Origin of the sequence: Erwinia sp. MYb375, assembly GCF_037479175.1 — a bacterium.
Classification (GTDB): domain Bacteria; phylum Pseudomonadota; class Gammaproteobacteria; order Enterobacterales; family Enterobacteriaceae; genus Erwinia; species Erwinia rhapontici.
This window is the reverse complement of record NZ_JBBGZS010000024.1, coordinates 172126-189955: the sequence shown is the minus strand read 5'-3', so window position 1 is coordinate 189955 and position 17830 is coordinate 172126. Positions and strand designations below refer to the sequence as shown.

Sequence of the window (17830 nt, the reverse complement as noted above, 5' to 3'; positions counted from 1 at the left end):
GGGCATGCCCGACCCGTTTGACATAGGCGAGGCGTGCCTCGCCCCTACGATGATGGTACATATACCCGTAGGGGTCGGGCATGCCCGATCGTTTGTTATTGGCCTGAAATGGGGTGTGCAGGGCGCGGCAGCGGCCACCGCGATTGCTGAATATGTCAGCTTTATCGTCGGCCTGCTGCTGGTATGGCGGGTGATGAAACTGCGTGGTCTGTCAGTCAGGCTGATGCTGAGCGCCTGGCGCGGTGATGTGGGGCGCCTGCTGCGCTTAAACCGCGACATCATGTTGCGTTCTCTGTTGCTGCAAATCTGCTTTGCGTCGCTGACTATCTTTGGTGCGCGTCTGGGGAATGATGTGGTGGCGGTCAACGCGGTGTTACTGATGTTCCTCACTTTCACCGCCTATGCACTGGATGGTTTCGCCTATGCGGTTGAAGCCTGTTCCGGAGAAGCGTATGGCGCGCGAGACAGTAAGCAGTTACTCAGCGTCTGGCATGCTGCCTGTCGGCAGTCGTTGATAGTCGCAGCAGGGTTCTCTCTGTTTTATGCTCTGTTTGGTGAGCAAATTATCGCGCTGCTGACGTCTCTGGAACCGCTGCGCCAGCTTGCCGATCGGTATTTATGGTGGCAGGTGTTGATGCCATTAGCGGGTGTGGGTTGTTATTTGCTGGATGGTATGTTTATCGGTGCCACCCGCGCCAGTGAGATGCGCAACAGCATGGCCATCGCCGCACTGGGCTTTGGTTTGGCGCTGTTTAGCGTACCGTGGCTGGGTAACCATGGCCTGTGGCTGGCGGTCACGTTATTCCTGCTGCTGCGCGGTGTCTCCCTGTGGGTGATCTGGCGTCGTCACTGGCGTAAGGGGACCTGGTTCGCGCAGTGACACATTTGGTTACGTAACGCGCCGCTTCGCTAGTTGACTGAATTATATGTATTTTTAATGATTCGTGCCGCTTTTGACAGCGGGTTAGCGGCCAGTATGCGGTTTCTCTACTACAATTATCTTTGTCTCAGGCAAATAACCAGATGATTGTCTGGTTTAACAGTCAGTTCTTGAGGCATTAAAGCTGTTTTAACCCAAGGTAGAGGAATCACATTATGAATAAAGACGAAGCCGGCGGTAACTGGAAACAGTTTAAAGGTAAAGTGAAAGAACAATGGGGTAAGCTGACCGATGATGACCTGACGGTCGTTGAAGGTAAACGCGATCAGTTGGTAGGTAAAATTCAGGAACGCTACGGCTATCAGAAAGATCAGGCCGAAAAAGAGCTGAGTGATTGGGAAACCCGTAACAACCACCGCTGGTAAAAACAGCGGCCCCTTTCAGGACGATGCTCCTACCCAGGCACAAGGACAGTGCCACTCATCACTCTCTCTTTTCTCACAAAATTTATTAACGCCCGCGTTTTTTACTCTGCACACTATGATCGTGCTGGCACGCATCCTGATGGGTGCAGGCTTCAATCTCCCCGCATTTTTCACAGAACCCATGCGCTTCAATGACGCTATGTCCCAGGGTAAAACCGGACTTCAGGGCCAGCGATTTCAAAATATCTTCCACGCCATTAGCATGCTGCTCGGCCACTGAACCGCAGCGGTCACAAATCAGCATGGCTGAGGTGTGTGACGGCTCTTCAAAGTGATGACAAACCACATAGCTGTTGGTGGACTCTACGCGATGGATAAAGCCCTGCTCCAGCAGGAAGTCCAGCGCACGGTAGATGGTGGGCGGCTTCGCCTGAGGTTCGGAGGCACGCAGTAGGTCAAGCAGATCGTAGGCGCTAATGGCACCATTCTGCTCACTCATCAAACGCAGGACTTCAAGGCGCTGCGGCGTGAGTCGCACGCTGCGTTGCTGACAGATAACTTCCGCCTGCGACAGGATTTTTTCAGTACTGGTCATATTCATTGTTCCCCCTCAGGCGATTTCAGGATGTTATTTTATCACATCTGTAACAAAACGCCGAGTTCACCCTCAGTTAACCCTCTGTCACGAGCACAGACTCAACCATTCACTGGTATTGCTGATAAGTACAGAAGGTAAAAAAAATTTCATCATTGTTTTGAACGCACCAGGACCATTCTTTTTTTATTTAGATCCCTAATCTGATTTGCAGGGCTTAAGGTTCATGACTACCTTTTGCAAAGGGCTGTGTGCGTTTGGCACTGTAAAAAAACAGATGCAGAACGTTCAACGCAGCCGCCGGTAACTATTTCGATGCCCGCAATGATGCGATGGGCGGGACGGGGGTAGCTTCCTCCAGTTACGGTTCGGCGGTGCTGGCGAACCCGGCGCTGATGACCAAAGCCAAACCGGAAGACGTATCACTTTCCCTATCTCTCTACCGGATATTCAACGTGCACAAGCTGCAGCGGGCGATCTGGCAGAGCAACTGCGCGAAATCAAGGGTCAAAAAGCCTGGGCCAACGCCGGCGCGGCTTTTGCGGTAACGGTGCCCAATGAGGTGCTGCCCTTTGCCTTTGTGACCAAAGCCTATGGCACCGCCTCTGTGGTAACCGATGTCACGCAAAGCGACATTGATTTCGCCGGGCTGGGACGTGCAGCGGTGGTTTACGATATGGGGATCGCCGTCGCGCATGAGTTTGATTTCGGTGGTCAGCCGGTGTCGCTGGGCATCACGCCAAAACTGCAAAAAACTACGCTGTATAACTACAGCGCCTCGGTATACAGCTATGACAAGTCAGACTTCACCAACGGCAATTATAAAAATACCAACACCGGGTTTAACCATCCCCGATAATGCTGATAACTGCATCCATATGTCGGGAGAATGGGATAGTAACCTCCCTAAAGAACGGCAGGTGGAAATTGAAAAGTCTGTTGATAATTATTGCGCTAAAGCGAAAGAGCAGAAAGAAAAATTAAAAATAAAATATAAAAATGATCCTGCAGTTGAAAAGATTTTAAACCGTTATGACTTTAGCTGATATTGAATAACGTAATAATTCATTCAAGTCACTGCGCTTTGAAGTGGAACGTTATGTTCTGATTTTTTTCCAGCAGTCACCTTACGGCCGCTGGCAATCACCTTTCCCTGCTCCTGTATCCTCGCGGCCCGCCGTGCTATGATTGCGCACAATATCGACACTCCCTTTCTGACACAGAGTTAACGCTTTTCATGACCGATAATTTCCCTGCACATCGCTTTTCCATTGCCCCGATGCTCGACTGGACCGATCGCCACTGTCGTTACTTTCATCGTCAGTTGACGCGTCAGACGTTGCTGTACACCGAAATGGTGACAACCGGGGCGATTATCCACGGCAAAGGCGATTACCTGGCCTGGAGTTCTGAAGAGCAGCCCGTGGCGCTGCAACTGGGCGGCAGCGATCCGGCAGCACTGGCACAGTGTGCAAAACTGGCAGAAGAGCGTGGCTACAATGAGGTCAACCTCAATGTGGGCTGCCCGTCTGACCGTGTGCAGAATGGCCGCTTCGGTGCCTGCCTGATGGGTGAAGCCCAACTGGTGGCGGATTGCATCAAAGCGATGCGCGATGTGATCTCTATTCCGGTTACTGTGAAAACCCGAATTGGCATCGACGATCAGGACAGTTACGAATTCCTCTGTGATTTCATTCAGCGTGTTGCAGAGCAGGGGGGATGCGAGACGTTTATTATTCACGCCCGCAAAGCCTGGCTCTCTGGCCTCAGCCCGAAAGAGAACCGTGAAATCCCACCGCTCGACTATGAGCGCGTTTACCAGCTGAAGCGTGACTTCCCGCAGCTTACGCTATCGCTTAACGGCGGCGTCAAGTCGCTGGAAGAAGCCCGCACTCATTTACAGCATCTGGACGGGGTGATGATGGGGCGCGAAGCCTATCAGAACCCGGGACTGTTGGCGCAGGTAGACCAGACGATCTTCGGCAGCACCGTGCCGATGGTTGATCCTGTTGCGGTGGTGCGTGCGATGTACCCGTATATCGAGCGCGAGCTGGCGAACGGTACTTACCTTGGCCACGTGACCCGCCATATGCTGGGACTGTTCCAGGGCATTCCTGGTGCGCGTCAGTGGCGTCGTTACCTGAGCGAGAATGCCCATAAAGCGGGTGCCGGTGTTGATGTGGTGGAAAAAGCCTTGCTACTGGTTGCGGATAAAGTGCCTGCCAACGTATAACATCGTCAAATTTTCACTAAGCTTTGATGAAATTCACCAGTGTTGTTACGGCCCTGGTGAGCGCCTTCCTTATAGATCAATAGCTTAAAATCCTCACCGTGCTGGCACGCTTCTTGTAATAGTCTCTTCAGAGTCCTTTATTCTGGAGCATATCGACATGTTAGAGATCCTGTTTGTCATCGGCTTTTTTATGATGCTGTTGCTGACCGGTATTTCGTTATTGGGCATCATTGCGGCGCTGCTGGTGGCTACCGTGGTGATGGTCGTTGGCGGATTGTTCGCTGTTGTTATTAAATTGTTGCCGTGGTTGCTGCTGGCGGTGGTTGGCGTCTGGTTATATCGGGCTTTTCGGAAACCCTCTGCGAAGGATAAACCCTGGTTATCTCGATAATATCAATGAGTTGCCTGAGGCATTTGGTCTGTTAATGCGGGTTAGATCACATCATGGAAAATTGCTAAGCACCATTTCGCAATTAAACATATTTTTTACTTATGAATTCTGCCAGGATGGTTTCACTGAATCAAAACGTATTCATCGCCGCTGACCCTACACTCAGTGCGAACTATAAAAAGAAAGAAAAAAGGGCCTCCTTCGGGAGGCCCTGATTATTTGTGCAGTACGCCAGAAATCACGGTATTAATAAGCTCGATCCCTGTGTACCACGACCTTCCAGTATCTGATGTGCCCGCTCTGCATCGGCCAGCGCAAACTTCTGCGTGTCTGGCACATCCACCTTAATCGCATTGCTTGCGATCAGCGAGAACAGCTCATTGCTGGCCTGAAGTAGCGCTTCACGCGTGGTGACATAACTATTGAGTGATGGTCGGGTAACATACAGTGATCCTTTCTGATTGAGGATACCGAGATTCACACCCGTCACCGGGCCCGATGAGTTGCCAAAGCTGACCATCAGGCCACGACGCTGCAGGCAGTCCAGCGATGCTTCCCAGGTATCTTTCCCTACCGAGTCATACACCACACGCAGCTTTTTGCCATGGGTCAGCTCGCTGACGCGCGCGGCAATATCCTCTTCCCGATAGTTAATGGTTTCCCAGGCGCCCGCACGTTTCGCCAGCGCGGCTTTCTCCGCCGAGCCTACCGTGCCGATCAGATGTGCCCCGAGCGCCTTTGCCCACTGGCAGGCAATCAGCCCGACACCGCCAGCAGCGGCATGGAACAGAAACACCTCATCCGGCTGCACCACATAGGTCTGGCGCAGCAAATAATGCACCGTCAGGCCTTTAAGGAAGGATGCCGCGCCCTGTTCAAAGGAGATAGCATCCGGCAGTGGTGCCACTTTATCGACCGGCACGTTGTGCACTTCGCTGTAGGCACCCAGAGACGACTGTGCGTAAACCACGCGGTCACCTGGTTTCAGGGCACTGACGCCAGCGCCAACGCGAGTGACGATCCCGGCGGCTTCTGTTCCCAGCCCGGCAGGAAGTGGGGCAGGGTAAAGGCCGCTGCGCACATAGGTATCGATGTAATTGATGCCGATGGCTTTGTTCTCAACCTGCACCTCACCGGGGGCCGGATCGGCTGGATCAAAGCTCACCAGCTGCATCACTTCGGGTGCGCCGTGCTGGCTGATTTGTATACGTTTCGCCATGTTCACTCCTGTGGATTTCGCGGTAATGTGGGGGAGGACGTCAGTCATGCAAACGGGTATACTTGCGCGTCCCCCCACAAGATTTTTGGTATCGCATCACTATGGCAGGAAATAAACCCACCAACAAATCCTTCGAAAACCGCGAGCCGCGTGACCGCCAGATGGAAGGTCTCAAGCTGCCCCCGCACTCGCTGGAAGCTGAACAGTCGGTGTTGGGCGGTTTAATGCTGGATAACGAACGCTGGGATAATGTTGCCGAGCGCGTGGTGGCAAAGGACTTCTTTAGCCGCCCGCACCGGATGATCTTCGCGGAGATGCAGCGCCTGCTGGAGCTGGGTAAACCGATCGATCTGATTACCCTTTCCGAATCGATGGAAACCAAAGGCGAACTGAGCATGGTCGGCGGTTTTGCCTATCTGGCTGAGTTGTCTAAAAATACGCCAAGTGCGGCAAACATCGGTGCCTATGCGGATATCGTCCGTGAACGTGCCGTTGTGCGTGAGATGATCTCCGTTGCTAACGAAATTGCGGATGCCGGTTATGATCCTCAGGGGCGCACCAGTGAAGATCTGCTCGATCTGGCGGAAACCCGCGTGTTCCAGATCGCCGAAAGCCGTGCCAATGAAGGACCGAAGAGTGTTGATCAGATCCTTGAATCAACGATCGAGCGTATCGAGGCCCTCTATCAGACACCGCAAAATGGGGTGACCGGGGTGGATACGGGCTACGGCGATCTGAATAAGAAAACCGCCGGGCTTCAGCGTTCTGACCTGATTATCGTCGCGGCCCGTCCGTCGATGGGTAAAACCACCTTTGCCATGAACCTGTGTGAAAACTATGGGGATCATGATGGAGAAGAAGAACATGTACATTGATGATTCTTCCGGCCTGACCCCGACCGATGTTCGTTCGCGTGCGCGCCGTATTTTCCGTGAGCACGGCGGCTTAAGTCTGATCATGATCGACTACCTGCAATTGATGCGCGTACCGGCACTGTCCGATAACCGTACGCTGGAAATCGCTGAAATCTCACGTTCGCTTAAGGCGCTGGCGAAAGAGTTACAGGTGCCGGTTGTGGCGCTGTCGCAGCTTAACCGCTCCCTGGAGCAGCGCAGTAATAAACGCCCGATTAACTCCGACCTGCGTGAATCCGGCTCCATCGAGCAGGATGCCGACTTGATCATGTTTATCTACCGTGATGAGGTTTATGAAGAAAACAGCGAGCATAAAGGCATTGCTGAGATCATCATCGGTAAGCAGCGTAACGGCCCTATCGGGACTGTACGCCTGACCTTCAACGGTCAGTGGTCGCGCTTCGACAACTATGCGGGTCCACAGTACGACGACGAGTAATCTTTCGGGCCAGGCATGCCGGCCCCTACGATTTATCCGTCGCTTTCGACGCGATACAATATCCCCCCCCGATCTTGGTGGGCCTACCTGCCCAACCCCCTGCGATTTATCCGTCGCTTTCTACGCGATACAACATCCCCCCCGATCTTGGTGGGCCTGCCTGCCCAACCCCCTACGATTTATCCGTCGCTTTCGACACGATACAACATCCCCCCCGATCTTGGTGGGCCTGCCTGCCCAACCCCCTACGATTTATCCGTCGCTTTCGACGCTTGTAGGGGTCGGGCATGCCCGACCCGCTTTCAACGCCTGTCATCACAAAATAGTGTTGGACAACACCGCAATGAATGCGGTTATCTGTCTGTCAGCAGTACCCAGACACCAGCACGGATGAACGATGACCCAGATTGATGATTTTGACCTTAAGATACTGACTTTACTGGAAGCGAATGGTCGCCTGACCAACCAGGAACTGAGCGATATTGTGAAGCTGTCCGCCTCACAGTGCTCACGCCGCCGTATTAACCTGGAACAGGCTGGATTGATCCTTGGCTATCACGCGCGGTTGTCCCCCGATGCCGTCGGCCTGGGTATGATCGGCCTGATTGAAGTGCGGCTGATCAACCATACGACAGAGTACGTTGAGAGTTTTCACCGCATGGTATCCGAGCTATCGTGGATGCCTATAAAACCACGGGTGACGCTGATTATCTGCTAAAAGTGGCAGTGGCCGATCTCGCCGGGCTGAGCGCGCTGATTAGCCGTTGGTGGCAGGACATCAAAGCGTTTCGCATGTGAAGACGGTACTGCCGGTATCGCCTTTCTAATCAGCTACCTGAGCAAAACCTCCTTTGGGCTGGCATTTTTCCTGATCAACATCCCATTTTACTGGCTGGCCGTGAAGCGCATGGGCTGGGCTTTCACCGTGAAAACCTTCTCTGCCGTGGCGCTGGTCTCCGCATTTAGCCACCTGCACCCGTTATTCATCCATTTTTCCGCGCTGGATCCCTTTTATGCGACACTGTTCGGTAACGTGGTCATGGGGATTGGGTTTATAGTGTTATTTCGCCATAAGGCCAGCCTGGGTGGGATCAATATTCTGGCGTTGTGGTTGCAGGACCGTTACGGTATTCGTGCCGGAAAACTGCAAATGGGGGTGGATACCTGCGTGGTGCTGGCCTCGCTGTTTGTGGTGTCGCGCGAGATGCTGGCGGCCTCTATTGCCGGTGCGGTAGTGCTGAATCTTATTATTGCCATGAACCACCGCCCTGGCCGCTATTACGTTTAGCCCTGCCTGAATTTACCGCAACGCCCGCCGTGGCGTTGCAGGACATGACTGATTATTTAATGGAGACTTGCACCGTGTTTCAAAACGTTGATGCCTACGCTGGCGATCCGATTCTCTCCCTGATGGAAACGTTCAAACAGGACAACCGCGCGCACAAGGTGAACCTGAGCATCGGCCTGTATTACGATGCACAGGGTGTGATCCCACAGATGAAGGCGGTTGCCGCAGCGGAAGCCCTGCTGAATGCACAGCCACAAAGCGCCTCCCTCTATCTGCCGATGGAAGGTTTGCCGCCTTACCGCAGTGCGGTTGCGCCACTGCTGTTTGGCGCAGAGCATCCGGTACTGAAAGCGGGGCGTATCGCCACCATTCAGACACTGGGGGGATCGGGTGCGCTGAAAGTCGGTGCTGACTTCCTGAAATACTACTTCCCGAATTCACAGGTCTGGGTCAGCGATCCGACCTGGGAAAACCACATTGCTATCTTTGCGGGTGCCGGGTTCACGGTCAATACGTACCCGTGGTATGACGATGAAAGCAATGGCGTGAAGTTCGCCGCATTGCTGGAAAAACTGAACACGTTGCCTGCCCAGAGCATCGTGCTGCTGCATCCGTGCTGCCATAACCCAACCGGGGCTGATCTGACCAACGCACAGTGGGATGAAGTCACCGCAGTGCTGAAAGCACGCGAGCTGATCCCGTTCCTGGATATCGCCTATCAGGGCTTCGGTGCCGGCATGGAAGATGATGCCTATGCTATCCGTGCTATTGCCGCGGCGGGCCTGCCTGCGCTGGTCAGTAACTCGTTCTCTAAAATCTTCTCTCTGTATGGCGAACGCGTTGGCGGCCTGTCCATCGTCTGTGACGATGCGGATGAAGCCGCTCGTGTGCTTGGTCAGCTGAAAGCGACCGTGCGCCGTAACTACTCCAGCCCACCAAACTTTGGTGCGCAGGTCGTCTCCTGCGTGCTGAATAACCCTGAGCTGAAAGCCAGCTGGCTGGCAGAAGTCGAAGCGATGCGCGTGCGTATTCTGGAAATGCGCCAGGCGCTGGTGGAAGGACTGACCCTCGCCGTCCCGGGTAAAAACTTTGACTACCTGCTGAAGCAGCGCGGCATGTTCAGCTATACCGGCCTGAGCGCAGCACAGGTGGACCGTCTGCGTAATGAGTTTGGCGTGTACCTGATTGCCAGCGGACGTATCTGCATCGCCGGCCTGAACCACAACAATGTGCGTCAGGTTGCGGAAGCGATGGCTGCAGTGATGTAATCTTTTCTGGCCGGGGTTCTCCCGGCCAGCTATTCCTGCTTTTTCACTTTTCAGGTTTACCTTTTCGCCACTTGCTGCACACTTAACCCATCTATTGCGTTAAGGAGTCGTACTATGTGGTATCAGCAAACTCTCACTCTGAACGAAAAACCGCGTGGCTTTCATCTGGTAACGGATGAGATCCTCGGTGAACTGCGTCGATTAAGTGATGTGCAGACCGGGCTGCTGCATCTGCTGTTGCAGCATACATCGGCTTCCCTGACGCTGAACGAAAACTGCGATCCCACGGTGAGAACCGATATGGAGCAACACTTTCTGCGTTCGGTACCGGACAACGCGCCCTATCAGCACGACTACGAAGGTGCCGATGATATGCCCGCCCATATTAAGTCCTCGCTGTTGGGTACCTCACTGTTACTGCCGATCAGTCGTGGTCGGTTGATGCTGGGGACATGGCAGGGAATTTATCTGGGTGAACACCGCATTCGCGGTGGCGCCCGACGTATCGTGGCGACCCTACAGGGGGATGATTAAGCATGAACATATCTGAGCTGCTGTCATACTGCATGGCGAAAAACGGTGCAGAGCAAAGTGAACACGATGAGTGGCAGGCTACGCAGATCAAAGCCAAAGGTGTGCTGTTTGCCATGCTGTGCGATGTGGGCGGGCGTCCTGCGGTGGCGCTGAAAAGCACTCCGGCGTTAGCCGACCTTATTCGAGAGCAGCACAGTGATGTGCAGCCCAGCGAGCATCTGAATCCTTCACACTGGAACACCGTGTTGCTGGACGGATCACTGAAAGATTCACAGATTTACTACCTGGTGGATGCGTCTTATCAGCAGGTGCAGAAATAAACCCGGGGCGGACCGTTTTTGGGTCCGCCCACGACGGTTACGCGCGCAATGTATCGATATCAATCACGAAACGGTACTTCACATCGCTTTTCAGCATACGTTCATAGGCCTCGTTGATCTGATTAATATTGATCATCTCAATATCGGAGGTGATGTTGTGCTTACCGCAGAAATCCAGCATCTCTTGAGTTTCCTTAATCCCGCCAATCAGTGAACCCGCAATGCTGCGGCGTTTAAAGATCAGATTAAACACCTGCGGTGACGGATGATCATGTTCCGGCGCACCGACCAGCGTCATGGTGCCATCGCGGCGCAGCAGGGTGATAAACGGGTTCAGATCGTGCTGTGCAGCAACCGTGTTCAGAATAAAGTCAAAACTGTTGGCATGTTGCGCCATCTGGTCGGCATCTTTCGAGATCACGACTTCATCTGCGCCCAGGCGCTTACCATCTTCAATTTTAGATGGCGAGGTGGTGAACAGCACGACGTGTGCGCCCATGGCATGCGCAATTTTTACGCCCATGTGGCCGAGGCCGCCGAGGCCTACGATACCGACTTTTTTACCCGGGCCCACGCCCCAGTGGTGCAGTGGCGAGAAGGTGGTGATACCGGCACACAGCAGCGGTGCGGCACCGGCCGGGTCGAGGTTTTCCGGTACACGCAATACGAAGTCTTCATGCACTACCACTTGGGTGGAGTAACCCCCAAAGGTGATATCGCCGTTGATGCGGTCTTCGCCGTTATAGGTGCCGACAAAGCCCTCTTCGCAGTACTGCTCCAGGTCCTCTTTACAGCTGTCACAGGTACGACAACTGTCGACCATACAGCCCACGCCAACCAGATCGCCCACCTTGTATTTATGGCCGTGTGCGCCAACCGCCGTCACGCGGCCGACAATCTCATGGCCTGGCACGACCGGGAAAATGGTGTTGCGCCATTCATTGCGTGCCTGGTGTAGGTCAGAGTGGCAAACGCCGCAGAACAACACCTCGATCTGCACATCATGTTCACGCAGTTCGCGTGGCTGAAACTCAAACGGAGCCAGCTTCGATTTCGCGTCCTGGGCGGCATAAGCATGCGTAATATTCATTGGTCTCTCCAGTTATTGATGATGTGGCGCAGTGGCCGTGAGGCTGGGAGCAGGCAGTGGAAGAGCGTCGCCTTCTCCGCAAAATGATGAAGGTTAAGCATAGTCAGGGAATGGGGTTAGGGGTATATCCAAAACTCGCTAAGTCTTGCCTGATTCTGCAAGATTTTGTTGAGATTGTAAGAAACAGGCCGTAAATCGTGGAGAAAAATACGGTGGGTGATAACGGGTCGGGCATGCCCGACCCCTACGAAAACCGTAAAACCGTAAAACCATAAAACCGTAAAACCGTAATCGTAGGGGCGAGGCACGCCTCGCCCGATGCATCGCCCAAATAATTAACGCTGTAACAATGGTTTCAGGAAGCGGGCAGTATGCGAACGTTCGCACTCTGCCACCGTCTCCGGCGTACCGGACACGAGGATCTCACCGCCACCGCTGCCGCCTTCCGGCCCGAGGTCCACAATCCAGTCAGCGGTTTTGATCACATCAAGGTTGTGCTCAATCACCACGATGGTGTTGCCCTGGTCGCGCAGCTGGTGCAGCACTTCCAGCAGCTGCTCGATATCGGCAAAGTGCAGGCCGGTGGTGGGTTCATCAAGGATGTACAGCGTCTGACCCGTGCCGCGTTTCGACAGCTCACGCGCCAGCTTCACGCGCTGTGCTTCACCACCAGAGAGCGTGGTGGCCGACTGCCCGAGACGAATATAGGACAGGCCGACATCCATCAGGGTTTGCAGCTTACGCGCCAGCGCAGGAACGGCATCGAAGAACTCACGGGCTTCTTCAATGGTCATCTCCAGCACTTCGTGAATGCTCTTACCTTTGTACTTCACTTCCAGTGTTTCACGGTTATAGCGTTTGCCTTTGCACTGGTCACACGTAGATATCTGGCAGGAAGTGCATCTCCACCTTGATCACGCCATCCCCCTGACAGGCTTCACAGCGCCCGCCGCGCACTTAAAGCTGAAGCGCCCCGGAGTATAGCCGCGTGACGCGACTCCGGCACCCCGGCAAACAGTTCACGTACTGGGGTGAAGATCCCGGTATAGGTGGCCGGGTTTGAACGCGGCGTACGCCCGATAGGGCTTTGATCGATGTCGATCACCTTATCGAAATGCTCCATCCCCGAGATATCACGGTACGGTGCGGCTTCGGCAATGGTGGCGCCGTTCAGCTGGCGCTGGGCAATCGGGAACAGAGTATCGTTGATCAGCGTCGATTTACCGGAGCCGGAAACGCCGGTCACGCAGGTAAACAGCCCGACAGGCAGCGTCAGTGTGACGTCCTTCAGGTTGTTACCGCTGGCACCGGTCAGCTTCAGCACCTTCGCCGGATCGCCCTTAACGCGTTGTTGCGGGATGGCGATGCCACGTTTGCCGCTGAGGTACTGCCCGGTCAGGGAAGACTCCATGTCATCCACCGTCCCTTCTGCAACGATCTGTCCACCATGCACGCCGGCACCGGGACCGATATCAATCACATGGGGGCCGATAGAGGGTTCATCCAGCACGTACATCACGCCCACCAGGCCGGCACCGATCTGGCTGGCAAGACGGATACGCTGTGCTTCACTCCGCAGAACGCGACATAGTTCAGGCCAACGTTCACCAGGAACTTCAGGCGGTCGCCAATCTCTTTCAGCACTTTCTCAGCGATTTGAGCGCGCTGGCCGCTGAGTTTCATATTCTGGAAGAACTCCATCGCATGGCCGATGCTCATATCTGAGATGGTCGGCAGCGTGGTGTTCTCCAGGAAGACGTGGCGTGCTTCACGGCGCAGACGTGTACCGCCGCAGCTGGTACAGGAGCGGTTGCTGATATATTTCGCCAGCTCTTCGCGCACCGCCGACGATTCCGTCTCTTTATAGCGGCGTTCCATATTGTGCAGCACGCCTTCGAACGGATGGCGGCGTACCGAGGTATCGCCCCGGTCGTTGACGTACTTAAATTCGATATTCTCTTTGCCTGAGCCGTACAGGATCACTTTGCGGTTGTAGTCGCTGAGCGAGCTGAACGGCGCTTCGATATCAAATTCCAGATGCTCAGCCAGCGAGCGCAGCATCTGGAAATAGTAGAAGTTACGGCGATCCCAGCCGCGAATGGCACCACCCGCCAGTGACAGCTCAGGGTTCTGCACCACGCGGTCAGGGTCAAAATACTGCTGAACGCCCAGCCCGTCACAGGTCGGGCACGCCCCGGCCGGGTTGTTGAAGGAGAACAGGCGCGGTTCCAGCTCATTCATGCTGTAGCCACAAATCGGGCAGGCAAAGTTGGCTGAGAACAGCAGTTCTTCGGCGCTGGCGTCATCCATATCGGCAACGACCGCACTACCACCGGACAGCTCAAGCGCAGTTTCAAACGACTCGGCCAGGCGCTGGGCCAGATCGTCACGCACCTTAAAGCGGTCAACCACCACTTCAATGGTGTGTTTTTTCTGCAGTTCCAGCTTCGGCGGATCGGACAGATCGCAGACTTCACCGTCGATACGCGCACGGATGTAGCCCTGGCTTGCCAGGTTTTCCAGCGTTTTGGTGTGTTCACCCTTACGATCTTTCACGATCGGTGCCAGCAGCATCAGACGGCGGCCTTCAGGCTGCGCCAGCACGTTATCCACCATCTGACTGACGGTTTGTGCCGCCAGCGTGACGTCGTGGTCCGGGCAACGCGGTTCACCCACGCGAGCAAACAGCAGGCGCAGGTAGTCATGAATTTCGGTGATGGTGCCGACGGTGGAACGCGGGTTGTGCGAGGTCGATTTTTGTTCAATCGAAATCGCCGGTGACAACCCTTCAATATGGTCGACGTCCGGTTTTTCCATCAAGGAAAGGAACTGGCGCGCATAGGCCGAGAGCGACTCGACATAGCGGCGTTGCCCTTCTGCGTACAGCGTATCAAACGCCAGCGAGGACTTGCCAGAGCCTGACAGGCCCGTAACGACGATCAGTTTGTCGCGCGGGATGGTCAGGTTAATGTTTTTCAAATTGTGGGTGCGGGCACCCCGTACTTCGATCTTATCCATTCACAATTCCCGGATTAGCACAAACCTCACCATGCCTGCCCGGCACGGCCAGAAAGAAACGCGTTAGTATGGCACAAAAAAACCTGAATGGATAACCAGTGTTTTGGCGTAGAATGCCATACAGAGCGATGTAATACTGCAACGAACAGCGGTGTTTTTCGAGGCATCTCCTAAATGTAGGATCACGTAGCTTCAGATGCCTCGATGATCATCACATCGGCCTGTCTCAGAGGTGAGTGGTTTCAACAATCGTGCCCACTTGCGCGGTGTTTTTCTTTTTTCTTAACTGATAGCTCACGGTCAGCACCAGCAGCCAGACGGGGATTAGCCAGACGGAAATCGCGATGCCCGGCGTCATAAACATAATCACCAGAATACCGGCCAGGAACAGCAGGCACAGGATATTCGTCAGGGGATAGCCCCTGCGGAATTTCAGATGGGTGATGCTGATCATCGCGCGCAGCAGACAGCACCACGGCATTCAGCAGCGTCGCGACCAGATTGCTGTCGAGTGCGTGGAAAATAAGAACGAACGGACTCCCGCCTTCGCCACTTTCTGCCACGGATAGAGTGACAGCAGTACCGCCAGCGCCCCCACATAGAACAGCAGGATGCGATAAATCACCTGATTGGTAGCCTTCGGAATACTGGGCCGCCATGACCGCTGGCAAGCAGCCAGGCGCCAAAGCCTATCATGCCGACAATCGCCGCGACTTTGATGATGGAAAACCAGAACTCCACCTCACCGTAGATTTTCACGCTGGTCATGTTAATGAGGTTAATCGCGACAAAAAACACCCCGGCCGAAACCCAGGTCGAATGTCCGGCCACCAGTACTGAACGTAAATCCCGACGGCGGTGAGCTCCGCCATACTGACCAGCACGTAAAGCACCCAGTAATTCCAGCCGGAGACGAAACCGGCAAAGTTGCCCCAGTAGGTCCCTGAAAACGATACCCGTACGGGCGCAACGCTGGATGCCCAGGAGCAACTGCGCCAGCAGGCGCGAGAACGTGCACTCCAGCAGCAAAATGCGCCGGACAGTGATGTCCGTGCGGTGACCCCTGACTATCAGGCCGTTGTCTGGGCGGGCAGGGCATTATGCAAGGTGATGGCCCAGGAACAGGACCTGACCCAGGGTGTGCTGACATTGACGCTCCAGCCCGGACGCATCGGTCGCGTGCAGTTTGAAGAGTCGGTCTCATGGCGTGCGCGTATGTGGAATGCTGTACCGACATCCTCAGGAGATGTGCTGAATCTGCGCGATATTGAGCAGGGGTTGGAAAACTTCCGGCGGGTGCCCAGCGCCACGGCTGATATCAGCATCCTGCCCGGTGAGCAGGATGGCACCAGCGACCTGCGGGTGAACTGGAAAGAGGGCCGCCCGGTTCGCCTCAGCCTGGGGCTGGACGACAGCGGTTCAAAAAGCACCGGACGTTACCTCGGTTCCGCCACGCTGGCGGTGGATGCACCTTTTGCGCAAAACGACCTGTTTTATGCCAACATCGGCAAAGATCTGTTTCAACACGGCCCCTTTGGCAACCGCTCGCATACGCTGAACTACTCGGTGCCTGTGGGCTACTGGGGGCTGGCCGCCAACTACAACAATTACACCTACCACCAGAACATCGCCAACGCCAACGAGGTGTTGAGCTACAGCGGCAAGAGCGACAACGTACAGTTGACGCTCTCGCGCCTGCTGTTCCGCAATCAGTTGCATAAAACCACGCTCAATATGCGCCTCTGGCGCAGAAACTCCTCTAACGCAGTGGAGGACGTCGAGATCGAACAGCAGCGCCGCCGCACGGCGGGTTGGGAACTGGGGCTGAATCAGCGCAGTTATCTTGGCAACGCCACGCTGGATGCCAACCTCAACTGGCGGCGTGGCACCGGCGCTTTCAATGCGCTGCGGGCACCCGAAGAGGATACCCAGAGCGGCAGCGCCCGTACCGGCATTGCCATGGCCGATATCAGCCTGAACCAACCCTTTACCCTGGGCAGCGAACCCTGGCGCTATGTCACCAGCGTACGCGGCCAGTGGAGCGCCAATCCGCTGACGCCACAGGATCGCATGGCCATCGCCGGGCGTTACTCGGTACGCGGTTTTGACGGTGAGCAGATCCTGTCGGGTGAGAAAGGGGTGATATGGCGTAATGAGCTGGCGTGGAATGTGCTGTCACGCGGCCATGAGCTGTACGCCGCGCTGGACTACGGTCGGGTTGACGGCCCCGGTACCCGTTATCTGGCCGGGCACCAGCTGGCAGGGAGCGCCATCGGCGTGCGCGGTACTGTATTGAGCCACCTCAGCTACGACCTGTTTGCCGGGGTACCGCTGCAAAAACCCGAACAATTCCATACTTCAGGTGCGACGGCAGGTTTCAGCCTCAACCTGGATATTTAACGCGGCCTGCCGCCCTCGCTGCGGCTGCACTATGACGTGAACGGAAAGTGCTCTTTCAGGGACGACTTCTATGAACAAACATTGCTATCGACTTATCTTCAGCCGCACTCACGGGGAACTGCGCGTGGTGTCCGAACTGGCCCGCAGTTGCAGCAGTGAGCCCGGCCAGAGCCGTGGCATCGGCGCGCCGCGTCTGTGGGTGACGGTACGTCGGGTGGTCTGGATGCTCGGCCTGTCACTGTTTGCCGCGCCGACGATCGCCGCCGGAATTGTTGCCGACGGCTCGGCACCTGCGGGCCAGCGCCCGCAGGTGATCGCCACGCAGAACGGACTGCCACAGGTGAACATCGCCGCGCCGAACCGCTCCGGGGTATCGCATAACCAGTACCGCCAGCTTGACGTTGATAAACGCGGGGCGATCCTCAATAACTCCGCGTCGATGACCTCGACCCAACTGGCGGGGATGATCCAGGGTAACCCGAATCTCAAGCTGAATTCAGCCCCGGCGCGGGTGATTCTTAACGAAGTGAACAGCAGCAACCCCAGCGAACTGCGCGGCTTCCTTGAAGTCGCAGGCGGGCGTGCACAGGTCATCGTCGCCAACCCGGCAGGGATCGTCTGCAATGGCTGCGGCACCATCAACGCCGGGCGCATGACGCTGACGACCGGTAAAACCCAGTTGAACGCCGATGGCAGCCTGGCGGGTTATCAGGTGGAGCGCGCCGTACGCATTGAAGGCGGCGGGCTGAATGGCGATGCCCGGCATGATACGGAATACGTTGACTGGCGCGTGCAGTCGACGTGAATGCGGGCGTG

General features: G+C 55.4%; 11 protein-coding genes and 8 pseudogenes. 14 read left to right on the top strand and 5 right to left on the bottom strand.

What is annotated here, in order from left to right; all coding sequences use genetic code 11:
• Both dinF and WH279_RS22685 read left to right on the top strand, forming a co-directional pair.
• A partial coding sequence (gene dinF, locus WH279_RS22690; RefSeq protein ID WP_339459078.1) for an MATE family efflux transporter DinF occupies positions 1–880 on the top strand: 880 nt, incomplete at its 5' end.
• Between the two features lie 215 nt (positions 881–1095).
• Complete coding sequence (locus WH279_RS22685; RefSeq protein ID WP_133846962.1) at positions 1096–1305, top strand: CsbD family protein; 210 nt, start codon at positions 1096–1098, stop codon at positions 1303–1305.
• An 85-nt stretch (positions 1306–1390) separates the two neighbouring features.
• Here the strand turns inward: WH279_RS22685 and zur are convergent, their stop codons facing one another.
• Positions 1391–1900, bottom strand: coding sequence for a zinc uptake transcriptional repressor Zur (zur, locus tag WH279_RS22680; RefSeq protein WP_200643868.1), 510 nt, complete (start codon positions 1898–1900; stop codon positions 1391–1393).
• Positions 1901–2196: 296 nt separating this feature from the next.
• On the opposite strand from zur, the pseudogene traF reads away from it, so the two are divergent.
• The 4 genes and pseudogenes from traF to pspG form a co-directional block, all read left to right on the top strand.
• Positions 2197–2747 (top strand): annotated as a pseudogene (gene traF / locus WH279_RS22675) (conjugal transfer protein TraF); the annotation flags it as partial.
• A gap of 73 nt (positions 2748–2820) precedes the next feature.
• Complete coding sequence (locus tag WH279_RS22670) at positions 2821–2946, top strand: hypothetical protein (protein WP_339459075.1); 126 nt, start codon at positions 2821–2823, stop codon at positions 2944–2946.
• Between the two features lie 191 nt (positions 2947–3137).
• Positions 3138–4133, top strand: coding sequence for a tRNA dihydrouridine(20/20a) synthase DusA (dusA, locus tag WH279_RS22665; protein ID WP_339459072.1), 996 nt, complete (start codon positions 3138–3140; stop codon positions 4131–4133).
• Positions 4134–4290: 157 nt separating this feature from the next.
• Positions 4291–4524, top strand: coding sequence for an envelope stress response protein PspG (gene pspG / locus WH279_RS22660; RefSeq protein ID WP_200643850.1), 234 nt, complete (start codon positions 4291–4293; stop codon positions 4522–4524).
• Between the two features lie 238 nt (positions 4525–4762).
• Here the strand turns inward: pspG and WH279_RS22655 are convergent, their stop codons facing one another.
• Positions 4763–5743, bottom strand: a complete 981-nt coding sequence (locus WH279_RS22655; RefSeq protein ID WP_200643849.1) for a quinone oxidoreductase — start codon at positions 5741–5743, stop codon at positions 4763–4765.
• Between the two features lie 101 nt (positions 5744–5844).
• Here WH279_RS22655 and WH279_RS22650 point away from each other — a divergent pair.
• From WH279_RS22650 to WH279_RS22625, 6 genes and pseudogenes are all read left to right on the top strand, one after another.
• Positions 5845–7096, top strand: a pseudogene (locus WH279_RS22650) (DnaB-like helicase C-terminal domain-containing protein).
• Between the two features lie 397 nt (positions 7097–7493).
• Positions 7494–7923, top strand: a pseudogene (locus tag WH279_RS22645) (Lrp/AsnC family transcriptional regulator).
• Positions 7887–8384, top strand: a pseudogene (locus WH279_RS22640) (YitT family protein); the annotation flags it as partial. The pseudogenes WH279_RS22645 and WH279_RS22640, both read left to right, overlap by 37 nt.
• 74 nt (positions 8385–8458) lie before the next feature.
• Positions 8459–9652 (top strand): amino acid aminotransferase, encoded by a 1194-nt coding sequence (locus WH279_RS22635; protein ID WP_339459070.1) that lies wholly within the window; start codon positions 8459–8461, stop codon positions 9650–9652.
• Positions 9653–9766: 114 nt separating this feature from the next.
• Positions 9767–10186 carry a secondary thiamine-phosphate synthase enzyme YjbQ gene (locus WH279_RS22630; protein WP_339459068.1) on the top strand — a complete coding sequence of 140 codons (420 nt, stop codon included), beginning with the start codon at positions 9767–9769 and terminating at the stop codon, positions 10184–10186.
• 2 nt (positions 10187–10188) lie between these two features.
• A complete protein-coding gene (locus WH279_RS22625) occupies positions 10189–10506 on the top strand; it encodes an MmcQ/YjbR family DNA-binding protein (RefSeq protein ID WP_339459066.1) in 318 nt (105 codons plus the stop codon).
• 37 nt (positions 10507–10543) lie between these two features.
• On the opposite strand, the gene WH279_RS22620 is transcribed toward WH279_RS22625, so the two are convergent.
• From WH279_RS22620 to WH279_RS22610, 3 genes and pseudogenes are all read right to left on the bottom strand, one after another.
• The gene (locus tag WH279_RS22620; protein WP_133846974.1) at positions 10544–11596 is read right to left on the bottom strand and encodes an NAD(P)-dependent alcohol dehydrogenase; all 1053 of its coding nucleotides are present in this window, start codon (positions 11594–11596) and stop codon (positions 10544–10546) included.
• 335 nt (positions 11597–11931) lie between these two features.
• Positions 11932–14614: pseudogene (locus WH279_RS22615) on the bottom strand (excinuclease ABC subunit UvrA).
• 226 nt (positions 14615–14840) lie between these two features.
• A pseudogene (locus WH279_RS22610) lies at positions 14841–15579 on the bottom strand (aromatic amino acid transporter AroP); the annotation flags it as partial.
• Between WH279_RS22610 and WH279_RS22605 the strand changes: the two are divergent.
• Both WH279_RS22605 and WH279_RS22840 read left to right on the top strand, forming a co-directional pair.
• Positions 15560–17014, top strand: a pseudogene (locus WH279_RS22605) (ShlB/FhaC/HecB family hemolysin secretion/activation protein); the annotation flags it as partial. The pseudogenes WH279_RS22610 and WH279_RS22605 overlap by 20 nt on opposite strands.
• Positions 17015–17084: 70 nt before the next feature.
• Positions 17085–17830, top strand: a pseudogene (locus tag WH279_RS22840) (two-partner secretion domain-containing protein); the annotation flags it as partial.

Bases quoted from the DNA above. Each gene is read 5' to 3' on its own strand.
- WH279_RS22685 (WP_133846962.1), top strand. From the start codon at position 1,096: ATGAATAAAGACGAAGCCGGCGGTAACTGGAAACAGTTTAAAGGTAAA.
- zur (WP_200643868.1), bottom strand. From the start codon at position 1,900: ATGACCAGTACTGAAAAAATCCTGTCGCAGGCGGAAGTTATCTGTCAG.
- dusA (WP_339459072.1), top strand. From the start codon at position 3,138: ATGACCGATAATTTCCCTGCACATCGCTTTTCCATTGCCCCGATGCTC.
- pspG (WP_200643850.1), top strand. From the start codon at position 4,291: ATGTTAGAGATCCTGTTTGTCATCGGCTTTTTTATGATGCTGTTGCTG.
- WH279_RS22655 (WP_200643849.1), bottom strand. From the start codon at position 5,743: ATGGCGAAACGTATACAAATCAGCCAGCACGGCGCACCCGAAGTGATG.
- WH279_RS22630 (WP_339459068.1), top strand. From the start codon at position 9,767: ATGTGGTATCAGCAAACTCTCACTCTGAACGAAAAACCGCGTGGCTTT.
- WH279_RS22625 (WP_339459066.1), top strand. From the start codon at position 10,189: ATGAACATATCTGAGCTGCTGTCATACTGCATGGCGAAAAACGGTGCA.
- WH279_RS22620 (WP_133846974.1), bottom strand. From the start codon at position 11,596: ATGAATATTACGCATGCTTATGCCGCCCAGGACGCGAAATCGAAGCTG.